We start from the raw sequence: 2859 nt of genomic DNA, 5'->3' as shown, positions 1-2859 counted from the left end.
GCCGATCTCATCGCCCCGCGCGGTTCAATCAACCCTCCAGGCGTGGCGGCGCAACCGGCCAGCGTCCCGCGCGGCCGGGCGCAACGCCCCGTTCGCGTGGCCGCGCCCGGTTTCGTCAAGACTTGCCGAACAAGGCCGCGTGCGGCAAGATCGTTCTCCGCAATAAAGTGTTCCCGCGCCTCCCCGCAGCGTACGCGTTGGGAAGCCACTCGCCTTACCTGGATTGATGATGTTGAAGCAAGTTTTTGTTGTCCTGCTACTCGCCGCAGCCGTGCCCAGCGCATACAGCGCCGATGTGGAGGCAGGCAAACGCGTTTTTCAGAAATGTGCGTCCTGCCATAAGGTAGGACCCAATGCACGCAGCGGTTTCGGCCCGCAGTTGAACGGCATCGTGGGCCGGCGCGCCGGCAGCGCACCGGACTACGCGTACTCGAAAGCGATAAAGAACTCGGGGGTGGTGTGGACGGAAGAAAACCTGGCGGCCTTTGTGCGCGACACGGACGATGTGGTGCCCGGGAATAAGATGCGGTTCTGGGGAATCAGCAACGAGAAGCAGATCGCGGACCTGCTGGCATACCTGAGCACCTTACGCTGAGAGCAAGAACCGCTGAGCTCAGTCCATCCGCATCTATTTGATGACCGATTGTGCTTCCAGGTACCGGTCATCCTCGCGCGATCGCGCCTTTTCTTTCTTTAAGCCAAGAATGGCCGAGAAAACCGACGGCGTAAAAGTCAGCGCAAGCTTGTAAACAATGACCAGGATCCCTAACGTAATTACAGGGGCGGCCAACCAGTACAACGGGTAAGGTACGGGTTCGCCGAGCTCGTCGTAAACAAGCCAGGTCGCCATCAGGACAGGCGCGTGTGCAACGAAAATAAAGAAGCTGTACTTGCTCATCCTGGCCGACCACCTGCCTGCCCCCGTACCGTGTAACAAAGCCGCAGCGGGCCAGATAAGGAATGGGGCTCCCAAGGCCAGATAATTCGTGTTAGCGATCCTAAAGTGAACCATCGCGACACACACGCCTATGAGACCAAGGAGACAAACCGGGGCGTATTTATCCAGCGCCAGGACGTTCCACTTCTGGATCGCAGCCATTCCGCCCAGGTAGAAAGTAATGGCCATGGTATTTCGTAGAAGCAAGTACCCATCGTAGTCCGGGTAGAACAACACACTGACACAAACCAGCCCAAGTACCGGATACGTGCGCAACATCAGCCCGAACACGGGCGCCAGGCACATGAGGACAATTAGATCCCGGAGGAAATTCAACGGGTAATTAATCGGGCTCGTCGTCAGCCCGAATGCGGCGTTGAGCCACACGCCAGGGTCGAACGGGGTCAGCTCGTAAGATAAAGCGATGCCGGCTCTTGACTGTGCGAGATAAGCTGCAAGCAGCAACGTCAAGTTAAAAACAAGAAAAGGAACGACGATCGTCTTGAACTTCTTCTGTGCTAACTTCCTGGGGTTCAGATAGAGACCGGAGTTGAACAGCAAGTATCCGGAAATGAAAGTCAGAACTGGAACGGTGGTGCGGAACAACGCATTCTGAAAAAACGCCTTGATGAAATCAAACGCTCCGGGGCCGACTTGCGCGATCGGCACATACTGGGGGGTATGCAGAACAACGATCCCGAAGATCATTAAAAAGCGTAGAACCGAAATACGCTCTTGTACTTTGTTATTGAGGCTCATCTTACTTTCCGTTGTTTCGATGCTGGTTGGGCAAAACATCACGCCATATCAGCAAGGCCCCAGAGGAGCAAGGGGCGAACGGACTTCTCGTTAGCATTCGTGCACGGTAACATGAAGATGCTTTTTAGGCAGTTCTTCACGGAACGAGCTATGGGACCGGGATCTCAGGAGTGCGGTTCTGGCTCTTACGCGAGCAGGCGCCCGGCTCATGGGCAAGGCCGACAACTACGGGTGACGCCCGACATTCGGCATTGCACCGATGTCATGTCCGCTCGAGCGGGTCATCGTTCTCGCCGAGCGCAACAGTCTCTACTCAACAATCAAGCCCTTAAGGTATGGGCTTCATCCATTGGCGCGGCTGGCTGGGATCGAACCAGCGACCCTTGGCTTCGGAGGCCAATACTCTATCCACTGAGCTACAGCCGCGTAGGAAACTCGTTTAGTGTGCGAAGGATACAGACTTTCCGCCCCGCCGTCCATGGTGAATGACGCTATGCCCCCTGAATACCGTTACAAACGGGATACTTTAGGTCTATAATCGGCCGTTTGGCGGCATTTGCAGAACAACATGCATGAGCGCAAAGCGCCGGGTGGCAGGTTTTTTTAATTGCATTAAGGAAATCATGAGCGACGCACATAACGAACACCAATCCTTCATCCGCACGCCGAAGCAGCTCATCGTCGCGGTGACGGCCTTCTTCCTCGTCATCGTCATCGGCATCATTCTGCTCGTCCAGTATGCCACTACGGACAGGCTGGTAGGCGAAGGCACCGACAGCCAGAGCGCCGAGGCGGTGGCGGAACGCCTGCGCCCCGCGGCGGAGGAAGGCTTCGTGCTGCAAGATGCGAACGCACCGAAAGTGCTGCAGGCCGGTGGCGCCGTCTACGCCGCCGTGTGCGCGGCTTGCCACGACACGGGCGCGGCAGGCGCGCCGAAGACCGGCGACAACAGTGCCTGGACTGCGCGCCTGGGCCAAGGCTATGACACGCTCGTCAAGCATGCGATCGAAGGCATCCGCGCGATGCCGGCCAAGGGCGGCAATCCGGATCTGGACAACATCGAAGTGGAGCGCGCGGTAGTGTTCATGGCTAACAAGAGCGGCGCCAGCTTCAAGGAGCCGGAAGCGCCCGCCGCCGCGGCTGCCCCGGCTGGTGCACAGGCG

3 protein-coding genes and 1 tRNA gene are annotated in these 2859 nt (G+C 57.8%); 2 read left to right on the top strand and 2 right to left on the bottom strand.

From position 1 onward, the window contains the following. The first annotated feature begins 229 nt into the window (after positions 1–229). On the top strand, positions 230–595 hold the full coding sequence (locus VIG90_RS19685; protein ID WP_331595224.1) for a cytochrome c family protein: 366 nt from the start codon (positions 230–232) through the stop codon (positions 593–595). Between the two features lie 33 nt (positions 596–628). On the opposite strand, the gene VIG90_RS19680 is transcribed toward VIG90_RS19685, so the two are convergent. Together VIG90_RS19680 and VIG90_RS19675 are read right to left on the bottom strand one after the other, a co-directional pair. Next, positions 629–1696, bottom strand: a complete 1068-nt coding sequence (locus VIG90_RS19680) for an acyltransferase (RefSeq protein WP_331595223.1) — start codon at positions 1694–1696, stop codon at positions 629–631. A gap of 350 nt (positions 1697–2046) precedes the next feature. Then, a tRNA-Arg gene (locus VIG90_RS19675) sits at positions 2047–2122 on the bottom strand. A 146-nt stretch (positions 2123–2268) separates the two neighbouring features. On the opposite strand from VIG90_RS19675, the gene VIG90_RS19670 reads away from it, so the two are divergent. Beyond that, positions 2269–2859, top strand: a 591-nt coding sequence (locus tag VIG90_RS19670; protein WP_331595222.1) for a c-type cytochrome, incomplete at its 3' end; no start/stop codon positions are given.

It is taken from the genome of Pedomonas sp. (assembly GCF_036515995.1).
Lineage (GTDB): Bacteria > Pseudomonadota > Alphaproteobacteria > Sphingomonadales > Sphingomonadaceae > Pedomonas.
This window is presented reverse-complemented; position numbering and strand designations above follow the sequence as displayed.

Coding starts and splice junctions, on each gene's coding strand:
- VIG90_RS19685 (WP_331595224.1), top strand. CDS start 230: ATGTTGAAGCAAGTTTTTGTTGTCCTGCTACTCGCCGCAGCCGTGCCC.
- VIG90_RS19680 (WP_331595223.1), bottom strand. CDS start 1,696: ATGAGCCTCAATAACAAAGTACAAGAGCGTATTTCGGTTCTACGCTTT.